Annotated in this window: 22 protein-coding genes and 1 riboswitch; of the genes, 16 read left to right on the top strand and 6 right to left on the bottom strand. The window is 38.9% G+C overall.

Annotation, left to right across the window (positions count from 1 at the left end; all coding sequences use genetic code 11):
* Positions 1-8 precede the first annotated feature (8 nt).
* The 16 genes from LCP48_RS04315 (at position 9) to LCP48_RS04390 (ending at position 19,687) form a co-directional block, all read left to right on the top strand.
* Positions 9-1,529, top strand: a complete 1,521-nt coding sequence (locus LCP48_RS04315) for a CoA-acylating methylmalonate-semialdehyde dehydrogenase (RefSeq protein ID WP_004224624.1) — start codon at positions 9-11, stop codon at positions 1,527-1,529.
* 63 nt (positions 1,530-1,592) lie between these two features.
* On the top strand, positions 1,593-2,909 hold the full coding sequence (locus tag LCP48_RS04320) for a GntP family permease (RefSeq protein ID WP_004224627.1): 1,317 nt from the start codon (positions 1,593-1,595) through the stop codon (positions 2,907-2,909).
* Between the two features lie 12 nt (positions 2,910-2,921).
* Positions 2,922-3,683: a 3-hydroxybutyrate dehydrogenase gene (locus tag LCP48_RS04325; RefSeq protein ID WP_004224632.1), complete on the top strand. Its 762-nt coding sequence runs from the start codon at positions 2,922-2,924 to the stop codon at positions 3,681-3,683.
* A 15-nt stretch (positions 3,684-3,698) separates the two neighbouring features.
* Positions 3,699-4,883, top strand: coding sequence for an iron-containing alcohol dehydrogenase (locus LCP48_RS04330; RefSeq protein WP_009371206.1), 1,185 nt, complete (start codon positions 3,699-3,701; stop codon positions 4,881-4,883).
* A gap of 151 nt (positions 4,884-5,034) precedes the next feature.
* Entirely contained in the window at positions 5,035-5,802 is a 768-nt protein-coding gene (fadH, locus tag LCP48_RS04335) for a 2,4-dienoyl-CoA reductase (protein ID WP_009371207.1), read from the top strand.
* A gap of 63 nt (positions 5,803-5,865) precedes the next feature.
* Positions 5,866-6,105, top strand: coding sequence for a hypothetical protein (locus LCP48_RS04340; RefSeq protein ID WP_004224638.1), 240 nt, complete (start codon positions 5,866-5,868; stop codon positions 6,103-6,105).
* A 199-nt stretch (positions 6,106-6,304) separates the two neighbouring features.
* A complete protein-coding gene (cbpB, locus tag LCP48_RS04345) occupies positions 6,305-6,745 on the top strand; it encodes a cyclic-di-AMP-binding protein CbpB (protein ID WP_004224640.1) in 441 nt (146 codons plus the stop codon).
* A 68-nt stretch (positions 6,746-6,813) separates the two neighbouring features.
* Complete coding sequence (locus LCP48_RS04350) at positions 6,814-7,701, top strand: transcriptional regulator CcpC (RefSeq protein WP_004224650.1); 888 nt, start codon at positions 6,814-6,816, stop codon at positions 7,699-7,701.
* A gap of 161 nt (positions 7,702-7,862) precedes the next feature.
* Positions 7,863-10,256: a DUF7408 domain-containing protein gene (locus LCP48_RS04355; RefSeq protein WP_216487078.1), complete on the top strand. Its 2,394-nt coding sequence runs from the start codon at positions 7,863-7,865 to the stop codon at positions 10,254-10,256.
* The gene (locus LCP48_RS04360) at positions 10,256-11,191 is read left to right on the top strand and encodes an ABC transporter ATP-binding protein (protein WP_004224654.1); all 936 of its coding nucleotides are present in this window, start codon (positions 10,256-10,258) and stop codon (positions 11,189-11,191) included. Before LCP48_RS04355 ends, LCP48_RS04360 begins: the two co-directional genes overlap by 1 nt.
* Positions 11,188-12,033 (top strand): ABC transporter permease, encoded by an 846-nt coding sequence (locus tag LCP48_RS04365; RefSeq protein WP_103117519.1) that lies wholly within the window; start codon positions 11,188-11,190, stop codon positions 12,031-12,033. Before LCP48_RS04360 ends, LCP48_RS04365 begins: the two co-directional genes overlap by 4 nt.
* Before the next feature lie 12 nt (positions 12,034-12,045).
* Positions 12,046-13,473 carry a hypothetical protein gene (locus LCP48_RS04370; protein ID WP_225340741.1) on the top strand — a complete coding sequence of 476 codons (1,428 nt, stop codon included), beginning with the start codon at positions 12,046-12,048 and terminating at the stop codon, positions 13,471-13,473.
* An 11-nt stretch (positions 13,474-13,484) separates the two neighbouring features.
* The gene (locus LCP48_RS04375; RefSeq protein WP_004224659.1) at positions 13,485-14,480 is read left to right on the top strand and encodes an AAA family ATPase; all 996 of its coding nucleotides are present in this window, start codon (positions 13,485-13,487) and stop codon (positions 14,478-14,480) included.
* Entirely contained in the window at positions 14,477-15,352 is an 876-nt protein-coding gene (locus LCP48_RS04380) for a DUF58 domain-containing protein (RefSeq protein ID WP_066037221.1), read from the top strand. Before LCP48_RS04375 ends, LCP48_RS04380 begins: the two co-directional genes overlap by 4 nt.
* Before the next feature lie 11 nt (positions 15,353-15,363).
* A complete protein-coding gene (locus LCP48_RS04385; protein WP_216487074.1) occupies positions 15,364-17,109 on the top strand; it encodes a vWA domain-containing protein in 1,746 nt (581 codons plus the stop codon).
* On the top strand, positions 17,093-19,687 hold the full coding sequence (locus tag LCP48_RS04390; RefSeq protein ID WP_004224662.1) for a VWA domain-containing protein: 2,595 nt from the start codon (positions 17,093-17,095) through the stop codon (positions 19,685-19,687). Before LCP48_RS04385 ends, LCP48_RS04390 begins: the two co-directional genes overlap by 17 nt.
* Before the next feature lie 186 nt (positions 19,688-19,873).
* On the opposite strand, the gene thiW is transcribed toward LCP48_RS04390, so the two are convergent.
* From thiW to LCP48_RS04420, 6 genes are all read right to left on the bottom strand, one after another.
* Positions 19,874-20,374 carry an energy coupling factor transporter S component ThiW gene (gene thiW / locus LCP48_RS04395; protein ID WP_004224663.1) on the bottom strand — a complete coding sequence of 167 codons (501 nt, stop codon included), beginning with the start codon at positions 20,372-20,374 and terminating at the stop codon, positions 19,874-19,876.
* Positions 20,375-20,468: 94 nt separating this feature from the next.
* Positions 20,469-20,576: riboswitch (TPP riboswitch) on the bottom strand.
* A gap of 66 nt (positions 20,577-20,642) precedes the next feature.
* Positions 20,643-21,839: an MFS transporter gene (locus LCP48_RS04400; RefSeq protein ID WP_004224664.1), complete on the bottom strand. Its 1,197-nt coding sequence runs from the start codon at positions 21,837-21,839 to the stop codon at positions 20,643-20,645.
* A 569-nt stretch (positions 21,840-22,408) separates the two neighbouring features.
* Positions 22,409-23,482 carry an ABC transporter substrate-binding protein gene (locus LCP48_RS04405; RefSeq protein WP_004224665.1) on the bottom strand — a complete coding sequence of 358 codons (1,074 nt, stop codon included), beginning with the start codon at positions 23,480-23,482 and terminating at the stop codon, positions 22,409-22,411.
* Positions 23,479-24,276 carry an ABC transporter permease gene (locus tag LCP48_RS04410; RefSeq protein ID WP_004224671.1) on the bottom strand — a complete coding sequence of 266 codons (798 nt, stop codon included), beginning with the start codon at positions 24,274-24,276 and terminating at the stop codon, positions 23,479-23,481. Before LCP48_RS04410 ends, LCP48_RS04405 begins: the two co-directional genes overlap by 4 nt.
* Positions 24,273-25,082, bottom strand: a complete 810-nt coding sequence (locus LCP48_RS04415; protein ID WP_004224672.1) for an ABC transporter permease — start codon at positions 25,080-25,082, stop codon at positions 24,273-24,275. Before LCP48_RS04415 ends, LCP48_RS04410 begins: the two co-directional genes overlap by 4 nt.
* A complete protein-coding gene (locus LCP48_RS04420) occupies positions 25,072-26,178 on the bottom strand; it encodes an ABC transporter ATP-binding protein (protein WP_004224673.1) in 1,107 nt (368 codons plus the stop codon). Before LCP48_RS04420 ends, LCP48_RS04415 begins: the two co-directional genes overlap by 11 nt.
* Positions 26,179-26,181 lie beyond the last annotated feature (3 nt).

Consider the following 26,181-nt stretch of genomic DNA (forward strand, 5'->3'; position numbering starts at 1 on the left):
AAATGGATATGACAACGACACAAGAGGTTAAAACATTAACACATTTTATTGGTGGCAAATTGGTTGAAGGAAAAAGTGGCCGATTCGGTTCGGTATTTAACCCAACAACAGGTGAAGTCATTGCTAAGGTACCCCTTGCAACAGTAGAGGAAACACAAGAGGCAATCGAGCAAGCTCAAGCAGCATTTCCAGCTTGGCGTGAGACATCAGTGGCTAAGCGTGCAGAAATTGTACTAAAGTTCCGTAACCTTATCACTGAAAATATGGAAGAGCTATTACAAATCATTTGTACTGAAAGCGGTAAAACGATTGAAGATGCCAAAGGTGAAATTACACGAGGACTTGAATCTGTTGACTTAGCCATTGGTGCGCCACACTTAATGAAAGGAGAGTACTCTGTAAATGTTGGAGGTCAAATAAATGCTTATTCTGCAAAGTATCCATTAGGGGTTGTGGCAGCAATTTCTCCATTTAACTTCCCCATCATGGTGCCTCTAGCACAAACGAGTATGGCCATTGCTGTAGGAAATGCGGTTGTTTTAAAAGCATCCGAGCGTGTGCCAATGACTGCATTGTATGTTAGTGAGCTTTGGAAGAAGGCGGGATTGCCTGATGGTATTTGGACAGTAATCAATGGTGATAAAGATGCAGTCAATGAACTTTTAGAAAACCCAGCTGTGCAAGCGATTTCATTTGTTGGATCAACACCAGTTGCAAAGTATATTTATGAAACTGGGTCAAAATATGGAAAGCGTGTTACGGCACTTGGTGGGGGTAAAAACAATATGGTTGTAATGCCTGATGCGGATCTTGAACAGGTAGCTAATGCCTTTATTGGAGCAGCGTATGGGGCAGCCTCACAACGCTGTATGGCGATATCTACCATTATGCCTGTAGGAAAGGATACTGCAGATCGTCTAGTGGAGATTCTGAAGGATAAAATCGCTAATCTGAAGGTTGGCCCTTATACAAATCCTGATTCAGATTTTGGCCCTGTTATTTCTCAACAATCGAAAGAAGCAATTCTTACTGCAATTGATCGAGGGGAAGCCGAAGGAGCTTCAGTAATTTGTGACGGACGAGAGCTTGACATTGTCAAAGAGTCTAAAGGGTTTTATGTAGGACCTACATTATTAGATCATGTAAAACCAGGAATGGAAGTTTACGAGCAAGAAATATTTGGACCAGCTCGCAATGTTGTTCGTGTAGATTCCTTAGAGGAAGCTATTACTCTTATAAATAAGCATGAGCTAGGCAATGGTGTCACAATCTTTACGAATGATGGATTAGCAGCTCGAAAATTTACAACAGAAATTGATGTTGGCATGGTTGGTGTCAATGTACCAATTCCAATTCCTGTTGGCTACCATAACTTTGCAGGCTTTAAAGGCTCTCGTTTTGGTGAGGGGCATATGTTTGGCCCAGATCAAGCACGATTCTTTACAAAAACTAAGACAATTTCAGAGCGTTGGATGGCTGGTAATGCCTCCTCAGCATCCACATTTGCATTCCCAAGCAATAACGACTAATAAAACCTAGAGCTGTAGAGCTATACAGCTCTTTTTCTAAAAAAGGGGATGGGTGGGGTGTAAATGTTAGCGTATATTGGTCTTTTTGTTAGTTTAGCATTATTAGTTTATTTAACAATGAAGGGTGTAAATCTACTTATTTCAGCACCGTTAACTGCGCTTTTAGCAGCCTTAACAAACGGTCTTGCATTTTTTCCTCAAACAGCTGATAAAGATCAGGCCAACTTTCTAACGAGCTATATGGATGGATTCACAGGATTTGTTGGTTCATGGTATTTAATGTTCATGGCGGGCGCTATTTTCGGTAAAGTCATGGAGGACACAGGCGCTGCAGATAGTGTCTCTAAATGGATCGTAGAAAAAATAGGGGTGAAATATGCAACATATGCTGTAGTCTTAGCTGCTGCAGTACTCACATATGGTGGTGTTTCAGTTTTTATCGTAGCCTTTTCTGTTTATCCAATGGCTATTAGTTTATTTAAACAAGCAAACTTTCCACGACGTTTTATTCCTGCTGCACTGGGCCTAGGTTCTGTCACATTTACGATGACATCAGCAGGCTCACCTGAGATTCAAAATTGGATACCGATTCCATATCTTGGTACAACTCCATATGCTGGTTGGCAAGTTAGTATTGTCGTGGCTATTTTTATGGCCGTTGGTGGCTCGCTTTGGCTGAATTGGATGATTAAACGCGCTGTAAACAATGGGGAGATTTTCATTGAGCGCTCCACTGATCCAATAGCTGATAAAACACGTAAGCTACCGAGTCCCCTTTTGAGTCTCGTACCATTATTAGTTGTTTTAGTCATTTCTTATATTTTCCATGATTCACTTGGAACCTCTGCTTTAATTGTAGCCTTAACTAGTGGCTGTATCGTGGCTTATTTAGTGAGTTACAAATATGCAAAGTCAGTTGGCGCAACATTAGCAGCAGGTGCGATGGGTGCTATTATTGCCATTGCAAATACGGCGGCTGTTGTCGGCTTTGGTGGGGTAGTAAAAGCAACACCATCCTTTGTTGCAACTGTTGATGTAATGACCAATATCCCTGGCAGTCCGCTGATTGGAGGAGCCTTAGCCATTGCGGTTATTGCTGGTTTAACAGGTTCAGCATCAGGGGGACAAACAATTGCAATGCCCTTACTAGCACCACATTATATTGAGATGGGTGTAGATACAGAGGCGTTGCATCGGACAATCGCTATAGCATCTGGTTCCCTAGATTCATTGCCACACGGAGGATATGTTGTGACAACCATTAATTCAGTATGTAATGAAAAGCATAAGGATGCATATATGCCGTTTGGAGCTTTGACGGTTATTATCCCTATCATAGGTACAATACTTGCAATCATATTATTCTCATTAGGGATGTAGGAGGGATGGAGTATGCAAGGAAAAACGGTTTTTATTACAGGTGCAGCTCGTGGTATTGGTCTTGCCATGGCACAAGCATTTGCTGAGCAAGGGGCTAATGTTGTGATAACAGATAAAAATGAACAGCTTCTAGAGGAAGCTGTCGCACAATACCCTTCTTTAACTTCCTATATATGTGATGTGACAGAAGAACAAGCCATAAGAGAAGCCATCGATTTTACGATTAATAAATTCTCAACATTAGATATTTTAATCAATAATGCAGGATTTCAACATGTGTCGCTTATTGAGGATTTTAAGACAGAAATTTTTGAGTCAATGCAAAAAGTGATGGTCGTTGCTCCCTTTGTTGCGATGAAGTATGCGTTACCACATATGAAGAAAAATCAATTTGGTCGTATTATCAATATGTCCTCCATCAATGGCGTCATTGGGTTTGCTGGGAAGGCAGGATATAATGCAGCAAAGCATGGTGTGATTGGGCTTACTAAGGTAACGGCACTAGAGGTGGCGACAGATGGAATTACGGTAAATGCTATTTGTCCAGGGTATGTTGACACGGGATTAGTACGTAATCAGTTTATGGATTTAGCACAGACACGGGGTATTCAAGTGGAAGAAGTACTTGAACAAGTATTATATCCACTTGTACCGCAAAAACGTTTACTTGATGTCACAGAAATTACAGGACTCGCATTATATTTAGCAAGTGATATAGCAAAGGGGTTAACCGGTCAGGCCATTCTATTAGATGGTGGCTATACAGCTCAGTAGCTTAGGAGGGAAAATATGATTCAAACAAAAACCATTTTTACTGTTCATTCACCAGGAACGATTGTATATGGTCGTGATTCATTTGAAGAAGTAGGAGAGTATGCGAAAAAACTAGGTTCTAAGGCATTAATTATTAGTGATCCAATGATGGATAGTTTAGGATTTGTGAATAAATGCCATACACTGTTAAAGACCCAAGGGATAGAAGTCGTTTCATATATAGGGGTGATAACTGAGCCGGATGATACGTATGTAGCAGAGGGATTACAGCTTTTGCAGAAGGAAAACTGTGATGTCATTATATCTGTTGGTGGGGGTAGCTGTATTGATACGGCGAAGGCGATTGCAGTAGTGGCTACAAATGGCGGCTACATAGGAGATTATATGAAAATGGCAAAGGTTGCAGCTGTTCCACCAATTCCACACATTGCGATACCAACAACAGCAGGTACAGGCTCTGAAGCCACAGATGCAACTGTTATTACCAATACAAAAAGTGATGTAAAAATGATGATTAAGCAACCAGCTTTTATGCCAACTATAGCGGTTGTTGATCCTATTTTAACCATTACTTCACCTCCAGCAATTACCGCAGCAACAGGAATAGATGCATTGAGCCATGCCATTGAGAGCTATTTATCGCGTTTAGCTCATCCTTATTCGAATGTGCTCGCCTTATCTGCTATGGAATTAATTGTGAATAACATCATAAAGGTTTATGAACGTGGAGATGATATTGATGCTAGGGAAGCGATGTCATTGGGTTCGATGCAGGCAGGGCTGTCATTTTCAAATGCTTCTGTTGCCCTCGTACATGGAATGTCGCGTCCCATTGGTGCACTTTTCCACGTACCACATGGCATCTCCAATGCGATGCTTTTACCAGCTGTACTAGACTATTCAAAAAATGCTTGTATAGATCGATTGGCAGATTTAGGACAATTTTTTAATAAAACAAAAGAACGCCTACCACAGGAGGAGCTTGCTCAGCTTGCTATTACGTCCATTAAAGACATATGTAAGTATATGAAAATTGGCAATTTAAAACAGTGGGGAATAGAGGAGGATGCTTATTATCAGTCTATTCCTAAAATGGCTGAGGATGCACTTGCAAGTGGAAGTCCTGGTAACAATCCCAAGATACCAACTTTAGAAGAGTTAATGGAGCTATATAAAATTGTCTATACGTATGAGTTTTAATGATATTGGAGAGCTATTCATTTGAATGAATGGCTCTTTTATATTTTTTTGAAAATTAACTCGCATTCTATAGAATTAATATGACATATTCGAGAATATATAGTAAACTTTTAGTGAATCATCATTCATTTTTAACAAAGGGGGAAATGGAATGTTGCAAGGGAAGACGATTATTATTACGGGTGGATCAAGTGGCATGGGGCTGTATATGGCAAAGCAGTTCGTGACTGAGGGAGCTAATGTTGTCATAACAGGTCGTAATGAAGAACGATTAGCAGAGGCAAAAAAATTTATAGCGGAGGCTGGTCCCTCTATTGAGACATTCCAAATGGATGTACGTGTACCTGAGCATGCTGAGGCTATGCTCGCATTTGCTATTGAAAAATTTGGTCAAGTGGATGGGCTTGTGAATAATGCAGCAGGTAATTTTATTGTACGTGCAGAGGATTTATCACCGAATGGCTGGAAGGCTGTCGTAGATATTGTATTAAATGGTACATTCTACTGTTCTTCAGTAGTAGGCAAGTATTGGATTGAACATAAGATCAAGGGGTCTATATTAAATATGGTAGCGACGTATGCTTGGAATGCAGGAGCAGGTGTGGTCCATTCTGCTGCAGCAAAAGCAGGGGTACTATCATTGACGAGAACGCTAGCTGTTGAGTGGGGGAAACAGTATGGGATTCGGGTTAATGCTATTGCACCAGGTCCAATTGAGCGTACTGGTGGAGCCGATAAGCTTTGGGAATCAGAAGCAGCGGCAGCTCGTACACTAGATTCTGTTCCACTAGGCCGTATAGGAACACCAGAAGAAATTGCTGATTTAGCTACATTTATGATGTCCAACAAAGCAAGTTATATGAATGGCGAATGTGTAACTTTGGATGGTGGGCAGTGGCTCAATCAATATCCATTCTAAAAATGTTTGCATAACGAATAGCTGGGTTGACGCATACTAAGGGTAAAGAAAGGAGTTTTGCCGATGGGTATGTGGTTAATACCAGCTCTAATTGCCATGATAATTATTTGTATAATTTCGTTTGTATACACGTTGAAAATTGCAAAGATGACTTCTGAACGGAAGTCTGAAAAGGATACTCCGATTTCAGAAACGGTTGAAGAGTATTCAACGATTTTGAACCCAATTGTTTGGGTCTATGCAATTTTTTTGCTTTTTTTAGGGATCATGATTTTTTACTACTGGAGTAAGGCTGGCTATTAGTTAAGAACACCATCTTCATTCGGTCACGAAAAACTTGACTGGATGAAGATATTCTAAGTTTTTGCTGTAAAGGCTAAAATAATTCATTGTTCGTGAAAAACTCTTCTCGGCCTGGTCATGGTCATACATAGAAAAGTTGTGATATGATGAAAGGGAAGGACTGTTCTACACAGTGAGGACAGAAAAGGAGAAGAAGTTCATGATTTCAACTAACAGCAAAGACTTATTAGCAATGCCAATTAGTGATTTTATCATTTCCTCTGAAAAAGTTGCACATGTACAAAGTGGAAATAGTGCAGAACATGCACTCCTTGTACTAACACGTACAGGGTACTCGTCCATACCTGTATTAGATTTGAAATATCGACTTCAAGGTTTACTTAGCATGAAAATGATTACCGAATCGATTCTTGGACTTGAGCATATTGAATATGAAAAGCTACCTGATATTAAGGTTGACTCTATTATGGAAAAAGAGATCGCTGTATTGAAGCTGACGGATACTTTCCAGCGTGCTTTGGATTTAGTTATTAACCACGCCTTTTTATGTGTAGTGGACGAAGATGGTACATTCGCAGGGATATTAACAAGACGTGTTATTTTAAAGCAATTGAAAAAATATATTTATCAAAAAGAGTAGTAGCTTAAGAGGGAACTCAGATGAAAATCATGAGGCCCTCTTTGCTTGTATTGGAGGTTTACAGATTGATGGCAACAGAGGCAGAAATTTTAAAAATCTTAGCTGAAGAACGCAATATGCGGAAAGCAGCAGAACGTCTATTTTTATCCCAACCAGCCCTTTCACAACGATTACAAACGATTGAAAAAGACTGGGGTGCCCAATTATTTATTCGTTCACAAAAAGGTTTAACAGCAACACCTGCTGGTGAACAAGTTATTGCTTATGCAAAGGAAATGCTAGCCAAAAAGGAAGAAATATTTGAAACGATTCAATCCTTAACGACAAAGGTAAATGGGACATTAAAAATTGCTTGTGCATCCATTGTTGGTCAGAACTGGCTACCAAAAATCTTGAAGGATTTTGTGTCAAAATATCCAGAGGCTAAAATATCCCTGATGACGGGCTGGAGTTCTGAAATTGTGAAAGCTCTTTATGAGGGCGAGGCACATGTAGGCATTGTACGAGGCCAAGTTGACTGGAAAGGAGAAAAGATCCACCTTTTCAGAGATACTCTTTATTTGGTGGACAAAGAGGTTAAAACAATTGAAGATGTGCTAAAGACAGACCGTCCATTTATTCAATATAAGAGTGATTCCAACTATTATCAAGAAATTCAGCAATGGTGGCAGCAGCATTTTGCCTCGAATCCAAGAAAACAAATTTTAGTGGATCAAATTGAAATTTGCAAGCAAATGGCATTAAATGGTATCGGTTATGCGATCTTGCCTTCTATTACGTTAAATGACCACGATGCCATTTACAAAATCCCTCTATCAAATGATGAAAAAGAGTTTGGTCTTACACGCGATACTTGGCTAATTGGTTATGAATCCTCTTTTGAATTAAGACAAGTAGAGGCGTTTGTGGAAGTAGTGCAGGATCATGCACGGTGTTTGTTTGATTATACTAAATAGAAAATCAGGCAGCTCCAGGTTGTTTTGGAGTTGCCTTTTTGCATTGTAGAATTCTTAAGAGTTTATGAATATTAATGAAGATAACATAAGAAATGGAACAAAATGCAATATAAATCGTATAATTATGTAACCATCTATTTACATAAAAAGGGGTTGAGCTTTTGAAAAAGACAAAATGGACGGCACTGACCTTACTAGTCATGCTGGTAATGAGCTTTATCTTGCCTACAACTCAGGCAAGTGCTGCTGCTACGCTAGAGGTAAAAGCAACAGCGGGTGTTTCTGGTAAAGCGAAATATCAATCAGTAGTACCACTCCAAGTTACAGTGAAAAATAATGGAGCTGACTTCTCAGGAGATATGGCGATTAATTCATCAAATTCTTATGAGGCAGCTTCAGCACTTGTCGTTCCAATTGATATAGCAGCAGGAGAGGAAAAGACATTTACTTTCTATCTTGATGGTTTAGCTGACTATAGTTATTCGGACACAGATTTATTTGCCTTTTATGAAGGAAACATTGAAAAAGGAAAAAAGATTGCCTATAAGGGAACTAAACGTCTGCAATCAAATTTTTTAGACCCCTCATCAACATTCATTTATACATTAACAGATAAAAGTGATCGACTTTCAGCCCTATTACGTTTATCAACATTTGTAGCTCAAAGTAATGTGGAAGTATTTAATATCAATCAATTAAAAGAGTATACACTTCCAGAAGATTCGCAGGGACTTGCGATGGCCAATGTCATTGTTGTAGATGAAGTGGCTATTGCTGATTTAACACAGAAACAACAAGAAGCATTACTAAAATGGGTACAGGATGGTGGTACCTTACTTCTAGGTGCTGCTGACCAAATCAATGCTACAGCAGGGATTTTTAAAGAGTATTTACCTTTGTCATTATCACAAGAAATGACTGCGATTTCTGCAGAAGCTTTAACTAAATTGTCAGGAGGCGGCATTTTTACACAGCCGATTTCAGTTTACGCAGCTACTAGTAGTGAAGGAAGTTTACCTGTATTAACAGAAAATAATGCAGTGTTAGCAGCAAAGAAAAAAGTGGGTAGCGGGGAAGTGATTCAAACAACCTTCTCTTTAGGTGATCAACCACTTGCTTCTATGGACGGCTACGGAGCACTTTTAGCCAAAGTGATAAATATTCAAAGTATTTCACAGCAAGGAATGATGAGACAGGGACAATCTCCTCTCGATCAAATATCTTATGAACTTCGTAACATTAATGAACTATTTCCATCATTTGAAGTATCAGTGAGCTATATGCTAATTGTCATTATTCTTTATATTTTAATAATCGGGCCAATTCTTTATTTTGTCTTGAAAAAAGCGGACAAGCGTGAGCATGCATGGTGGATAATACCGTCCATCTCTGTTGTTCTTTCCATTGTTCTCTTTATTGTCGGAGCGAAGGATCGTATTGTTCAGCCACAAGTTCAACAATCTGCGTTCTATAAAGTAAATGAAGACAATAGTGTAAATGGCTATTATGTAGAGTCCATTCTAACGAATCGCAGTGGGGACTTTGTGGTCAATGCTGACCAAAATACAACTGCCGTTGCATTAAGAAATTATAATAACTTCACAGGCACGATGGGACCATTACATGAATCTTCTTATGTAAAAGAAAATGCTAGCGGTTCAACACTAACATTACGTGATTTAAGCTACTGGTCTGTGCAATCCTTTGGTGGAAAAACATCAGCACAAAATATCGGGAAAATGGATATAGATATAACACTGAAAAATGAACAACTATCAGGAACAGTAAAAAATAATTTCCCGTTTGCATTAAAAGATGTCACATTAATCTCTGGTGTGAAAGAAGTAAAACTAGGTGATATTGAAGCAAACGGAACTTTACAGGTAAATAAGGAACTGAAAACAACGGTTCTTCAAAAACCATCTATTTTCAATAATTATAATTATAGTTACCCATCGAAAAAGGATGAGGTAGACCCAATGCGGATTGAACGAATGAAAACTTTAGCATTGCCGCTTGTCGAAAAGGATAACCAGCCAATACTTACAGCTTGGACAGATCAAGCTGTGGTAGGTGTTGAATTAGAAACGAGTGCCAATATGTCACCAATTACGATGCTTGTTCAACCATTTAAAGGAAAAGTTGAGCTAACAGGACCATTTACAATGAAGCGTAATAACTTCTCGTATTCAGTAGAGCCACTATCAGCAAATGGCTATTATGAAAAGATAGAGGAAGAATTGAATAAATGGTACCTATCTGAAGGATTGTACGAAGTAACGATGACCATGCCAGATCAATTTATGGATGCCGTTGAATCACTTAATGAGCTGACAATTTCTAATAAGGATGTCTCACGTATGCAGCTATCCATTTGGAATAATGAAACGAATATATATGAGCCTTTAGTCGATACAAAGCAAGTGTTTACAGACAAGGTTTCAACATACTTTAATCAAGATGGAGAGCTTCGAATTGAAATCAAATATGGTCCCGATCCATCAGGAGAACAAACGAAGTTACCAGACATAGAGCTGAAAGGAGTGGCAAAATAATGATTGAAATTCGTGATTTAACGAAACGATACGGCTCCTTTACAGCATTAGATCATTTAAACTTATCTTTAGAAGAGGGCGTTGTATTTGGATTTGTTGGCGCAAATGGAGCAGGGAAATCAACGACATTCTCTATTTTAGCTACACTATTGTCACCGACTTCAGGAGATGCTCTGATAAATGGCAAAAGTGTTGTGAAGGAACCAAAAGAAGTTCGAAAGCAAATTGGTTATATGCCCGATTTCTTTGGTGTTTATGATCAGTTAAAAGTAGATGAATATTTAGATTTTTATGGAGCGAGCTACGGTATCCAATTAGCAGAGCGTCAAGTGTTAATTCCACAACTATTAGAACTAGTGAATTTAACAAGTAAACGCTATGAATATGTTGATTTATTATCACGTGGGATGAAGCAACGCTTATGTTTAGCTCGTGCACTTATCCATGATCCAAAGGTACTGATTCTAGATGAACCCGCATCAGGACTAGATCCACGTGCTCGCGTGGAAATGCGAGATATTTTACGGAATTTAAAGTCTATGGGGAAAACAATTTTAATTTCGTCGCATATTTTACCTGAACTTGCTGAGATGTGTGATGAAATCGGTGTTATTGATAATGGAAAATTAATTGCACATGGAAATGTAGCTGCGATTCAGGCCCAGCTACAAGGAGAAAAGCGTATTGTGTTGAAAGTGACAGATCAATTGGATGCAGTACGAGCGTTTTTAGAGGAAGATCCGCATATTTCCTCAATTGATGTCATTGAAAATCGTTTAGAAATAGCCTTTAACTATCGAGGAACAGATGCTGAGCAGGTGGCATTGCTAAAAAAAGCTATGCTTACAGATTTGCCAATCTATGCATTAAGTGAAGAAGAGAAGGATTTAGAGGATGTCTTTATGGCGATTACGAAGGGAGCGGACAATCAATGATGGAAAGATTTTATAATCCAGTACTTGTTAAAGAATTGAAGTTACGCTTCCGTTCTTTTAAAAGCTTTTCAGGTTTAATGTTTTATTTAGCTGTACTGTGTATTTTCATTGCAGGGTTTTTATTGCTTACAACTGAATTTACTGGCAGAGGCTTCTTTAGACCAGAGACAAGCTTTATGATGTTTGCTGTGCTAACCATCTTGCAAATGGCATTAGTTCTTTTCATTACACCAAGTTTGACTGCAGGTGCTATCAGTAGTGAGCGCGAAAAGCAAACATTAAATATTTTATTAACAACGACACAAAGTTCTACACAAATTGTTATTGGAAAATTACTATCCTCCGTAGCATTTCTAGTATTGATGCTGGTAGCGGGATTACCACTTTACAGTCTAGTGTTTCTATTCGGTGGTGTGTCGCCTTCACAGCTTATTTCTATATTTTTATTTTATTTAGTCACTGTAGTAGCAATAGGTAGTATAGGCGTGATGTTTTCTACGATTACTAAGAGGACTATAGTTGCCATGATTGCCACATACGGCTCAATCATTTTCTTAGGAGGTATTACAGCATTCTTCTTCTTTTTAACAATGGCCTTTCATCAAATGGGCAATGCCATTGGAACAGGTGCCTCCTTTATGACCTATTTCTGGGCATCTATTAATCCAGGTGCCTTGATGCTGACACTTATTTCTCCAGAGATGGGGGATGCATTAGCAGAGCTTTCGGGTGTAGAACTACCTGTATGGATTACTTATTTAATTGCTTATGTATTCATCATTGTGCTTTGTTTAACGATTGCGATTAAAAAATTACGTGCCAACATGAAAAGTAACCGATGAGGAGGAATTGGTATGGAGCGTCGTAAGCAATTACGAAAATATATTCAGCGTGCAAAATCGAGATTAACTCTTGAACGAAGCATTCCCATTGCACAATACGGTTTGTTTTTGGCATTGCTATCGAGTGCTTCTCTCGTACTTATTTCCCGACTATTTGTCTGGCCATATTATCGCCAAATAGCATTAGGTGCCTTTATTACCGTTATTATTGCAACTATTGCTTATATTTGGTGGAAGCGGGTCAAAGAGAAAGAGGCATTGCATAAACTGGATCATTATTTCACACATAATGAATTAGTGACAGCTTTATCATTTAAAGATGATCAGGATCCTCTTGTTCAATCATTATTATCGAAAGCGATCCAAAATGCTGAAAAAGCTTTCGCAGACTTTAAGGCTCGAAAGAAAAATCTATTTCGTCCAAAGGCGTTTATCGGATTATTTATTACAACAGTTGTACTAGCTATTCTTTATATGTTCCCAGCAGCTACGCAAATTGAAGCAATAGAGGTTGAAAAGGAGCAAGCAGTTATCGAAGATATGAAGAAGGAAGTTGCTGAATTAGAGAAGAAGGCGGAAACAAAAGAAGTAAAGGAGCAATTGCAAGAACTTCAAAATACTTTAAAAGAGGCTGAAACAGCAGAAGAAGCTTTACGAGAAGTTGTCAAAAAGCAAAAGGAGCTAGCATTAAAGGAGCAGCAATTAAAGGATAAACAAACGGCTAGTCAAGATGGCACAACAGAAGGCAAAGGATTATCGAAGGAAGAGGTTGAGCAGCTAAAAGAGCTTGCCCACATGCAGCAAGGGCTCACAGAAAATGCAAATGCCACACAAACTGCTATGAGTAAACTCGGTAAACCAGCAAGTAACTCCTTACAAAATGCAATAGCGAGTGCCAATAATGCCAGCAGCAACAATCAAAACAGTCAACAGTCATCTGGTAATTCCCAACCTAGTAATCAACAAAGCCAGTCTAGTCAAAATAATGCGCAAAGTGGTTCTCAACAGCAAAATGGTAGTAGCCAGAGCAATGGACAGGGACAAGGCCAAGGACAGGGACAAGGCCAAGGACAGGGACAAGGCCAAGGACAGGGACAAGGCCAAGGACAGGGACAAGGCCAAGGACAGGGTCAGGGCCAAGGACAGGGTCAAGGTGGTCAAGGAGCAGGAAGTGGCCAAGGCGGTCGGAATTTGTTAACGACACCGAATCGAATTGGTGGGGCAAGTGAGACATCAGTAGATGGTGGCGCATTAGGAGATGGTTCCCATGTATCTGAGCAACAAGGAAATAGTCCGATAACAAAAGGTTCTATTCGACCTTATGAAGAAGTAATTGGCTCTTATAAAGACAGCTATTTAGAGAGTTCTGAGCGTTTACAATTACCGAAGGATTTACAAAATGTCGTGCAATCTTATTTCACGTCAATTGAGTCGCAGTAGGAGGAAAAGAAATGGCCTTTACAGAGCAACAGTATGTAGATATGAGTACGAAATTACAACAAGTTAAAGAAGAAATTCATCGCTTCATTGTTGGACAGGAAGAAGCAATTGATTATACCCTGTATGCAGTATTAGCAGATGGTCATGCATTGTTAGAAGGTTTACCTGGCTTAGGAAAAACGATGTTAATTCGTACCATTTCAGAGGTACTGGATCTGTCGTTTTCACGTATTCAATTTACACCAGATCTTATGCCAGCAGATATAACAGGAACGAGCATGATTGAACGTACACCCGATGGAAAGCAGCAATTTACCTTTCAACCTGGGCCAATCTTTAGTCAAATGGTATTGGCTGATGAGATAAATCGGGCAACACCCAAAACCCAAAGTGCCTTGTTGGAAGCAATGGGAGAAAAAACCGTAACAATATTAGGGGATACAAAAAAAATGGCGAGACCATTTTTCGTGTTGGCAACTCAAAACCCTATTGAAATGGAAGGAACATACCCATTACCAGAAGCACAGATGGACCGTTTCCTTTGTAAAATTCTTGTACCCTATCCTGAAAAAAGCGAACTTATTGAAATTATGAAGCGAACGACAGGTGCCCAGGAAATTGGTTTACAGAAACAGATGGATACGGATGCTCTCATTCAAGCTCAGCAAATGGTAAAGGAAGTGATGGTTGCTGATGAAATGCTAGAGTATGCAACTGATCTAGTGGTGGCTACGCATCCTGAAAGATCCGATGCGCTTGATGAGGTTAAACAATATGCAATGTATGGCAGTGGACCACGTGGTTTGCAGAGCTTAATCAAATTGGCAAAGGCAAGAGCTTTAATGAATGGTCGTTTTCATGTTTCTGTAGCGGATATTAAATCTGTTGCTAAGCCTGTTTTACGTCATCGCATGCTGTTGAATTATGAAGGGGAGGCTTCAGGAAAAACAGCGGACGATGTGATTGATGTTATTTTAGAAAAAGTTCAGCAAGGTATTAGCAAGTGACAGCAAAATACTTATTGCCCGAAGACTGGTTAGCGAAAATCAGTCGCTTCCAAGTAGCGACGGCCTCCAAACTACGCGGACAACATAAGGGCTCGCACCGTTCTCAACGCTTCGGGGCATCCCTTGATTTCTCAGATTTTCGAGAATACCATTTAGGAGATGATGTACGCCAAGTGGATTGGAACGTCTTTGCTCGTACAGATAAATACTTTATTAAAAGGTTCTTAGATGAGCAAGAGATGCGTGTACATATTCTACTAGATGCTACCAAATCGATGGGGCAACATGCTAAGTGGTTATTTGCTCGTCAAATTGTGGCCTCCCTCGGTCTAATGGTATTAGGTCGAGATGATCGTCTATCCTTTTCTTTTGTCCAAGATGAAGTGAAGCCACCATTTCGACGGAAGGGTACCATGTATCGCCGAGCTTTTTTACAACTAGTAACAGATATAGAGGAAGCTAATTACTCTAATCGTTTTGCCAAGGATGCACTTAAAGCTTTACCTAAAGATAGTACCGTATTATTCATTGTTACAGATGGATTAGAGCCAATTGAGGAATGGGAACAGCTATTAAAAAGGCTACCACGCTATGCTGGAGATGTTCGCATTTTGCAAATTGTAACGCAAGAAGAACTGTCACCAAATTATTCGGGTGATGTACGTCTCCTTGATCGTGAAACAGGTAATGATGTGAATGTGACGATGTCCTCTAAAGTATTAGAGTCCTACCATGCAAGACGCATACTACATGAAGAAGAATTTGAAGCCATTTGCCGTCGCTTTGGTGTTCGAAAATTACAATTGAAAGTGGAAGATGGATTGCAACATGCGATTTTCCAGCAATTATTAAAAGCACATTGGATTAGGTGAGGTGAGCCGTATTGGGCTTTAGTCAAATTATATTTAGCTGGACGGCCATCATCCCGGTCATTGTCCTACTTTATTATTTCTTTCGAAAAAAATATACAGAACAAACTGTTTCTTCGACACTTTTTTGGTCGGAGATTATGCAGGAAACGCGTGTATCGCCTTATTTAAAGCATTTACAAAAAAATGCCCTACTATATTTACAGCTTCTTGCTTTACTGCTACTTGTTTTGGCATTAATGAATCCTTATATAAAAAAATCAACCATTGTTGGTGCACAAACCATATTTATTGTAGATACTTCAGCCACAATGCTGGCAGGCAAAGAGCAATCAACCTTTGACGCTCATAAACAGGAAATGCTGAACTTGATGGATGAATTGAATGGTCGACCTGTCACATTAATTACAACTGGCGCTACACCAAAAGCTGTTTTACAGCAAGAAACCAACACGAGTGAAATAAAAAAAGCTATTCAAGATTTACAAGTAACCTATGAAACTGCTGAAATGAATAAGGCGCTGGATGTAGCACAGGCATTTGTGGGCGATACACCAACTTCTATCTATGTTTTTACAGATACACTTGATAAAAAGCAATTACCGATGGACAATGATTCTGTGAAATGGCTAGTAAGAGGTGCTACAAAAGACTTAACAAATATCGCTATTACCCGCTTTGCTGCTACGACAGATGGACAAGCTTCGTTGGCACTTGTCCAACTCCATAATGATACAAATACCGAGCAAAAGGTAACACTCGCATTGAATAATGCAGAGGGGGAGGAGCTGGTAGCAGAAAGTGTCGTTGTGCCTCCAAATGAAGCCATTACGAAAACATTTAAAGATTTGCCTTTAGCAAAATCGATGACAGCTATTATTGATGCAAAAGATGATTATGACATAGACAATCAACAAACTGTTTTACTACAAACGACTACGTCCAAAATTATTGTTGATCAAGGCTTGCATCAACTGATACAAAAAGGTTTTCAAACAGTTAGTAGTGGCGTGAAAATCGTCCCTTCCTTGCAAGTCGCTGACAATCAAGATGCTACCATAATCACAAACCAATCAGCCTTATTGGAAAAGATGGACAACCCCGTCGTATTATTTGGTCGTGATGATGCAGAAAAAGTAGATGCGAATGGGACGGTAAGCACTAGCAGTGATGCATTATTTGCCTTTAGTGAACTAAAGGATGTTTATGTTAGTGCTGTTTATCCTGGCTTTGCGGACTATGAAACGATTGCTTCTGTTGGAGAAGAGCCATTCATCCAACGCTCCCCTAAAGGAGATATCGTTGTTTTAGCGGATATTGCTGATACAGATTGGCCCTTACATCCATCATTCCCACTATTTCTATGGAGTACAGAACAGCAGCTAACAGAATCAGTTGGGTCACTTGGGATTTTTTCACCCAATGAACAACGTGCAGTTGCTTTAGCGCAAGGAGACTGGAATGTTTATTCGCAAGAAGACGAGTTTCTTTCGTCTGTTACCAAGGGTATGCTAACTGCGCCCAAACAGCCAGGCATTTATATGGTACGCTCAAATAATGAGGAAAAACAATTGATTGTGCAATTGCAAGCCCAAGAACGTGTTATTGAACAAGGAACAAGCTTTACATTAGGTGATATCTCAGACAACGGAAAGGAAGAAGTTTCGATGACCTCTTTCGTGCCTTGGCTAATTGTAATTATTTTACTATTGCTTGTTTCAGAGTGGGAGGTGCAACGACGTCGTGGATTTACGAATTGATATGCCGTTAGTATTGTTGTTACTCCTTCCATTATTTTTGTATTTTGGATGGACATACTTTCATGAGCGGCGGCGACTCAAAAGAAGTCATATTGTTGTACTTACTATTCGCATAGTGGCAGCAGGCTGTTTAGTTTTTGCACTCGCAGGTCCATATCTATTATTACCAATAAAAGAAGAACAAATTGTTTATTTAGTAGATCGTTCTGCTTCTATGAATGGTACGGAAGATGAGATGGTTCAGTTTATACAGGAGAGCCTACAATCAAAAAAAGAACCACAACTTGGGGGCATTTATTCATTTTCCTCTACTTTACAAACAGAAGCTATTTTGTCTAAAACATTAAAGGAAGTACCAAAACTAACTGAAATCAAAGCTACCGATCAAACGAATATAGAACAAAGTCTACAGCTTGCTTCAGGGATTATAGATCCTAAAAAAGCAACTCGTCTTGTGCTATTAACAGATGGTAATGAGACAAAGGGAGATGCTTTAGAATTTGCTACGAAGTTGAAAGGCTCCAATATTAGTGTGGATATTAAGCCTTTTAGTCAACCCGTTGTCAATGATGTATCACTAAAAAGCTTTGTATCCCCTCAGGTGGCTTATGTTGGAGAGCAACAACAATTAGTGACAGACATATATGCAACCTCAACAGGCCAAGGTGAGCTGTTATTATATGAAAATGATGAGCTTATTCATCGAGAGGCAGTTGAGCTGACAGAAGGCACGAATGTGTTTACCTATAAACATGCAGCAACAGCTGAAGGACTTGTAAAATATGAAGCCGTTGTTCAAGTTGGTCAGGATGCTATTTTTGAAAACAATAAGTTAACTAGTGTCACAATGGTTCAAAGTGAACCACATTTATTAATCGTTAATGGTTATGATACAGCTTCACCCATCGCAGCAGCACTTGGTAGTCAATCCATTGCCTATGATGTTGTAGCACCTAAAAGTCTACCAAATGAACTATCCAGCTATTTGCAATATAATGCTATTATTTTCGACAATGTACCAGGTCATTTAGTGGGTGAAGCAAAAATGAGTGTTATTGAGCAAACAGTCAAAAACTTTGGAGTTGGTTTTACAATGGTTGGTGGAGAAAATAGTTTTGGTCTAGGCGGCTACTTTAAAACACCGATTGAAACCTTATTGCCAGTGGAAATGGAAATTAAGGGCAAAGAGCAATTACCTTCCTTAGGATTAGTGATTGTACTTGACCGTTCTGGCAGTATGCAAGGCTCGAAGCTAGAGCTTGCTAAGGAAGCTGCGGCACGTTCTGTTGAGATGTTGCGAGATGAGGATACATTAGGATTCATCGCCTTTGATGATCGTCCTTGGGAGATTATAGAGACAGGGCCACTTAGCAGTAAAGAAGAGGCTGTGGATACTATTTTATCCGTAACACCTGGTGGGGGAACAGAAATCTATAGTTCATTAGCTAAAGCCTACGAGAACCTTGCTGATTTAAAGCTCCAACGTAAGCATATTATTCTCTTAACAGATGGGCAATCACAGGCAGGGAACTATGAGGATTTAATTACTGAAGGAAAAGAAGATGGTATAACCTTATCGACAGTAGCGATTGGACAAGATGCCGATGCGAACTTATTAGAAGCACTTAGTGACATGGGCAGTGGACGTTTCTATGATGTCATAGATGAGCAAACCATTCCTTCTATTTTATCTCGTGAAACTGCTATGATTTCCCGTACCTATATTGAGGACAATCCATTTTACCCTGCAATTTATAATGCAGCAGGATGGAACACACTGTTTGCTAATGGTGTCCCACAAATGAATGCATACATTGGGACAACGGCAAAACAGGGGGCTACTGTCGTAGCAGAAAGCGAAAAGGAAGATCCTGTGTTAGCGCAGTGGCAATATGGTCTTGGTAAAACATTTGCCTTTACATCTGATTCAACGGGTAAATGGACAGGAGATTGGGCAAGATGGCAAAATTGGGGAGTATTTTGGCAAACACTTATTTCTCAAATGCTACCAAGCTACAATGATGTAGCCTATGATGTAAGATTGGAAGCAGATGGTTCCTTTATGATTACAGACCCTACAAATGAAGCTGCATTTTTAGATATTGTTGCAGTAAATGAAGCAGGGGAGGAGCTAGAAACACAACTTGAAACCATTTCCGCATCCCAAGTTCGAGCTGTAGTACAAGCTGAACCTGGATTAATTTTCTTCCGTGTAGCAGATGAAAAGCAGGCCATTTATCAGGCAGGGCTAAGTGTTCCTTATAGTGCTGAATACGAGCTACTCCCTGTAAATAACCAACTGATAGAAGAGTTAACGCAACGAACAGGAGGCACTGTTTTAAAGGAACCACAAGATGTCTTCCGTGACTTTACGACAAAAGGAGCAGATCGGCAAAATATTGCCACATGGCTACTCTTAGCGAGTATGCTTCTTTTCTTTATTGATATTACCATAAGACGTTTTGGTTGGAATTTCCTAACGAATGCGAAGAAAAAAGAGCCGCTGGTTGAGGAAAAAACTATACCAGAAGACACGAATGTAGCACAGTTGTTAAAAGGCATGAAAAAACGATCTTAAAATAGAGGAAGCAGTGCAAACTCGAATAGTTTTGCACTGCTTTTTATATTCCTTGAAATAGAGAGCTATCCCCTTTGTAAAGAGGGTAAGAATTATCTAAAAAGTAGGCTCTTTGCTCATAAAGAGAAGAAAAGCGCTCCAAATTGGACTACCCCAGCTCAATGAATGCTCATAATTCAATCCCTCTCAATAAAGAGAAGAATTAAACCTCTTTACTAACTCTGTTTTACGCAAGCTACTCGCAACCATTACACCTAAAATGGCGCCGATTGTACTAGATGTTAAAAAGGCTGGTAGGAAGAAGAATGCTGCTACAGATGTTCCCATGAATAATTTTGCGTAAGGGACGGCAATAAGTGAAGCCAAAATGCCAGTTCCGATAACTTCTCCGATACTAGCTAACCACATTTTATTACTATATTTATAGGCAAAGGCAGCACAGAACGCGCCGATGATACTACCCGGGATGGCTAGTAGAGAGCCTGTTCCAGTAAGAATACGAATGATAGCAGTGACAAAGGCAACTATAACTGTTGGTACGGGTCCAAGTATAATAGCTCCTATCACATTAATCGCATGCTGAACGGGGTAAGCACGTGCGATGCCTGTTGGGATGGATACGAAAGTAGAGCCTGCAACAGCAATGGCTACTAATAAAGCCATGACTGTTAATTTACGAATTGACATAAAGTTCACTCCTTTTAGTAAAGTTGGTGAGGAAAAATAAAAAGGCCACCCCCTTTAAACAATAGGAAGCGGCCTTGCGTGTATATAGTGACAACAGCAAGTAGCGCCACTTCCCTCCGCTAGTGTGAACTAGATCAGGTTCAAAGGGTCCGTATATTACCATATACGTCTCAGCCTTTTAAAGACTCCCCTAGTGGTTAAGATTATTCAATTTAGTGAATCAACAATAATGTAACATACTGCTAAAAATAGTCAATGATTTTTCAGACTATTTTGTATCGGGTTGCATTAAATGAGGTGCTTTTTTCACTGTCCAGATGAGTGCAAGGAAGAAACAAGCTAATAATATGATAGAACCAAAAATATAGGGGCTATTCATATTCCAGTCAAATAATAAACCTGCCAAAGCGGGTCCAATCATATTCCCAAGGCTCATATAGGCATTATTCAAGCCCGCAGCGAATCCCTGCTCTTTTTCTGCAAGTTTTGAGATAAGTGTATTAACAGCTGGACGAATTAATGTCGTTGCTGTAGAGAAAATTGTTGCTACAACTAATATAAGGGCAAAGCCAGAAACAAATAATATTAAGAAAATAGCAACGGATGCAATAAACAAATTAACTAGTACTACTTTCATTTCACCATAACGATTGAACAGTGGTGTAATAATAAACATTTGTACTACTACTCCAAAAGCACCACCAACAACTAATATAATCGCTATATCTACAGGTGTGTAATTAAACTTTTCTGTCACAAATAATGACAATGTCGTTTGGAAATTTGCAATTCCAAACGAGAACACCAGCATAATTATGAGCATAACAAAATAAGGCATATGTATGGAACGAGCCATTTGCTTCGCCAGATTGTCTTGCTTTTGTTTCTGTTGCGCAGTGTTTGGTTTGGTAGAAGGTAATAAAAAGTAAGATAAAATAGATGCTACAATGGCTGCAGCTCCAGCTGTGAAAAATGGGAAATGTAAGCTTACCTTTGCTAAAAAGCCACCAATACCAGGTCCAATCATAAAGCCAAGAGACATAGCGGCACCCAACATCCCCATACCTTTCCCGCGTTCTTCATAGGTTGTGACGTCAGCGACAAAAGCCATAATAGGAGGAGCAACAAATGCAGAACCTAGACCACCTAAAAATCGTGCTAAAAAGAGCATCCATACATCTGTAGCAAGGCCAAATCCGATTTGTGCAAGACCTGTTACGATAAGACCGAAAATGATTAAATTTTTTCGACCGTACTGATCTGAAAGATTCCCAGCAATAGGAGAAAATACGAATTGAGCTAAGGCGAACGTTGCGATTAGCATACCTAGAACTTGTCCTGCTGCACCAAATATTTTTAAATACTCTGGCATGACAGGAATAATAATGCCAATACTCCCCATTGCGATAAACATATTAAACATTAAAATATACAAAGCCGCCTTATTGGACTTCTGCTGGGTCATCGAATGAACCCCCTTTTTGTAATCAAATTTAGTACAGTCTATCATAAAGAATTATTGCTTGGCTAATAGTTAAGATTATCGTACTGGTTCTATATTTAGAATGGTTTTCCACAAAAGTTTTCATCTGCGTACCTAAGGATGATGAAATAATACATTTTAGTCATAAAAATTGAGGGAGGAGAACTATAGAATCGAGCAACAACAATCGATGGATTTCTCTTATAAAAGAAGAATTAAAAAATTTGTGAGTTTGTCTGTAATGGTCTATAAATTGTAGCGACTGTTATAGTAGTGGCATCAAAATTATGGAATACCAAAAGTACACTTATGGCTTATTTATTGTTAATACAATGGATAAAGAATATATAAATTTATGCAGATTAGATGAAAAAATCTATAGGTAAAGTTTCCCATAACAGATGATGGGAGCATCTATTAAAATTTAGATAAAATATTTTCTAAATATAATAATACAAATAGTCGATTGAAAATGTTCTTATTTAATAGGAAGTTAGATAGGCAGAGAAAAAAACTAGCGAATTGGTGTGAAAACCAATTCGCTAGTTTAATTATCGGATACTCATTTTAAATTCTAAAAATAATTCGTTGTATTTCCCTAAATAATCAGGTCCCAAATTTTTGTAGACCTCTAATGTATCGCGTTGTTCTTCAGAAGGATAGTAGCGTTCGTCGGAAACAACTTCTGCGTCCATCAAGTCCATGGCTGCAATATTAGGAGTAGAGTAGCCTACAAAATCGGCATTTTGAGCACCTGATTCAGCACTTAACATGAAGTTAATAAAGGCGTGGGCACCATCAATATTTTTCGATGTTTTTGGGATGACCATATTATCAAACCATAAGTTTGAGCCTTCCTCAGGTACAGCAAAGTCTAACTCTTCATTTTCATACATCATGTCAGCTGCTTGGCCAGACCATGTAAGGGCAACAGTTGCCTCATTATTAATCATTAACGGTGTAATTTCATCTCCAATGATCGCTTTTACATTTGGTGCGAGTGTGATTAATTTGTCAGTAGCTTCACGAAGTTCCTGATCATCTAGTGAATTCAGAGAATAGCCAAGACTGTTTAAGCCCATGCCCATGACTTCACGCGCACCATCTACTAAAAAGACTTTTCGCTTTAAAGAAGAGTCCCATAGATCGTCCCAAGAGGAGAAGTCTAAGTCTCCAACAAGGCTTGGATTGTAGACAATACCTACTGTTCCCCAAAAATAAGGGACAGAATATTTATTGTTATCATCGAATGGTAAATCTAAAAAGTAAGGATCAATATTTTTTAAATTAGGGATTTTCTTCTTATCTAAAGGAATCAATAATTTTTCTTCCTTCATCTTCTCAATCATATATTCAGAAGGGACAGCAATATCGTAAGCTGTTCCGCCTTGTTGAATCTTTGTCATCATAGCTTCATTGGAATCGAATGTTTCATAGATAACATGAATGCCTGTTTCTTTTTCAAATTCTTTTAACAAATCAGGATCAATATATTCTCCCCAGTTAAAGATGGTTAACGTGTCTTTTCCACTTTTACCGCCACCAGCACTTAAGGCATCAGCCGCGTAGAATAAAAGGGCTGAAACGAAAAGGATGGCGATGGTAGCTTGAATTAGTGACTTCATCGTTGACCCTCCATTCTTTTACTCGTACGACTAGTAATGAAATAATAACCAACAACAACTAAAACCGTAACAAAGAATACTAAACCAGAAATTGCATTCACCGTTAGAGAAATTCCTGCGCGGGCCATTGAATAAATTTCTACGGATAAAGTACTAAAGCCATTACCTGTTACAAAGAATGTCACGGCAAAATCATCTAATGAATACGTAAGGGCAAGGAAGAAGCCTGCAAAAATACCTGGCTGAATATAAGGAAGAATGACACGCATCATAACGTCCTTTTTCGTTGCTCCTAAATCTAATGCTGCATCGATTAATGAGTTATTCATTTCTAGTAGCTTTGGTAAAACCATTAATACCACAATCGGTACACTAAATGCGACATGCGCTAATAAAACAGATGCAAAGCCCAGTTTAATGCCTACCATTGTAAATAAAATTAAGAAGCTAGCCCCGATAATAACGTCTGGGCTGACGATTAAGACATTGTTTAAGGATAATAAAGTATTACGCATTTTAGAATCCTTAACCGTCACAATCCCAATTGCTCCCAGCGTACCAATAATAGTAGAAATGAGAGCAGAAAGTAATGCCACGATGACCGTATTTATTAATATAACAAGAAGACGTGAATCTTCAAAAACAGCTTGATAATGCTCCAAAGTAAAGGATTCAAAATTATTCATGGAGCCGCCACTATTAAACGAGTAAAAGATTAAATAGAAAATTGGAGCATAGAGAACGATAAAAACAATTGATAAATAGACTTTGGCTGAAGCAGATAGTTTGTTCATCGTACGCCACCCCCTTTATCCTTTTGTCCCGTAATTAGCATGATAATCACCATGAATAAAATTAAGAATACAGCAATAGTGGAACCCATACCCCAATTTTGTGTCACAAGGAATTGCTGTTCAATCGCTGTGCCTAGAGTAATGACACGGTTCCCTGCAATTAAGCGAGTAATCATGAACAGGGATAGGGCAGGGATAAAGACGACTTGAATACCAGATTTAACGCCATCCATTGTCAATGGTAAAACAACACGACGGAAGGTTGTAAAAGCCGAAGCACCTAAATCACGTGCTGCATAAATGAGTGTTGGGTTTAAACGATCTAAAGAATTGAAGATCGGTAAAATCATAAATGGAATAAAGATATAGACCGACACAAAGACAAAGCTAATATCGGTAAAGAGCATTTGCTTTGGATCAAAGCCAAATACTTCGATAAATGCATTAATAGGCCCGTATAACCCAAAGATGCCGATAAAGGCATATGTTTTTAACAAAAGATTAATCCATGAAGGAATAATAATAAGTAGAAGCCAAAGTTGTTTATGCTTTGTCTTCGTTAAAAAATAAGCAGTTGGGTATGAAATTAATAGTGTAAAGAATGTAATTAAAAATGCATACCAAAACGAGCTCAAAGTCATCTTTAAGTAAACCGAAGAAAAGAACGCTTTGTAGTTATCGAGCGTAAAGTTGCCATGTAAATCAAGCAGGGAATAATAAACAACGAGTGCAATTGGCGCGATAACGAAAAAGGCAATCCATAACACATATGGAAATAACGCTGATTTCGATGTTTTAGTTTGCATCTTCATCGTCTCCATACGATTCTAATCGTTTATCAAACTCTTCCTCTGTTTCGTTTAAGCGCATTACGTGAATCGCTTCAGGATCAAAGTCTAAACCAATCTCAGTCCCTACTTCTGCTTTCTTCAATGAATGGACTAGCCACTCATTACCATCTTTATCATATGTGGATAATTCATAATGTACCCCTCGGAATAATTGTGTATCCACTTTTACCACAAGTTTGCCTTTATCAATTGTTGTCATTTCTAAATCTTCTGGTCGAATGACAATATCTATTTTTTCATTTGGCTTCATCCCTTGGTCAACACATTCAAAAACATTGCCAGCAAATTCAACCTTGAAATCCTCAATCATCACGCCAGGTACAATATTGGATTCACCAATAAAATCAGCAACAAAGCGGTTAATCGGTTCATCATAAATATCCACTGGTGTACCTGATTGCTGAATTTGGCCTTCACTTAAGACAAAAATTTCATCACTCATGGCAAGTGCTTCTTCCTGATCATGTGTAACAAAGACAAATGTTTTGCCAAGACGTTGCTGTAATTCACGTAGCTCATATTGCATTTCTGTACGTAGCTTTAAGTCTAAAGCTGAAAGTGGCTCATCCAGTAAAATTACTTCAGGGTCATTGACAATGGCACGTGCAATCGCGACACGTTGTCGTTGTCCACCAGACATTTCAGATATTTCGCGGTTACCATACCCTGCCAAATTGACAAACTTTAAGGCTTCAGCTACACGCTCTTTTATGTCCTTTTCAGGAAGCTTTTTAATACGTAGGCCAAATGCGACATTTTCAAACACATTTAAATGAGGGAACAGCGCATAATCCTGAAAAACAGTATTAACTTGACGTTCATTGGCAGGAACTGCATTAATCTTTTTATCATGGAAAAATACATTTCCTGTTGTAGGTTCCGTAAATCCTGCAATAATTCGTAAAATGGTTGTTTTACCACAACCTGATGGACCAAGGAGTGTATAAAATTTCCCTTTTTCAAGCTCCAAATTGATATTTTTTAAAACGACGGTGCCGTCACTATATGACTTTGAAACATTTTCAAAGCGGATAATTGAATTGGTTGTCATGGA

This window comes from Lysinibacillus capsici, assembly GCF_020217405.1.
GTDB lineage: Bacteria > Bacillota > Bacilli > Bacillales_A > Planococcaceae > Lysinibacillus > Lysinibacillus capsici.